General features: G+C 25.9%; 1 protein-coding gene. It reads left to right on the plus strand.

Going from position 1 to position 563, the window contains the following annotated elements; all coding sequences use genetic code 11:
• Positions 1–563 (plus strand): AAA family ATPase (locus B5E92_RS15325; RefSeq protein WP_158095256.1); only part of this gene is annotated, 563 nt, incomplete at both ends.

Here is a 563-nt window from a genome sequence, read left to right on the forward strand (position 1 = left end):
GTAATGCTGTATACCAGACCGAGAAGATTTGGAAAGACATTGAATCTAAGTATGCTTTATTATTTCTTTTCAAACAAAGAAAAAGAAAATAGTTATTTATTTGAAGGATTGAATATATCGAAAGATAAAGAAATCCTAAAACATCAAAACCAGTATCCGATTATCTTTTTGACTTTAAAAGATATGAATAATAATAATTTTCAATCTCAGATTTATATATTTACTAGTTTAATAGCAAATATAATCGACATATATACAGAAATCAAAAATAGCGATACGATTAGTCAAAGAGAAAGAAAATTATTAGATATATATCAAAATGCAGAAGCCGATATAGATGATTTAAAGGTATCTTTAAAAATTTTATCGCATTGTTTATATAAACACTATCAACAAAAAGTTATTATATTAATTGATGAATATGATGTACCATTACAAAGTGCCTATAATAATGGTTATTATGATGAAATGGTTGATTTTTTAAGAAGTATCTTTTCATCAGCTCTTAAAACCAATGATGCATTGGAAAGAGGGATACTTACTGGCTGTTTACGAATCGCCAA

Source organism: Erysipelatoclostridium sp. An15 (assembly GCF_002160675.1).
GTDB lineage: Bacteria > Bacillota_I > Bacilli_A > Erysipelotrichales > Coprobacillaceae > Thomasclavelia > Thomasclavelia merdavium.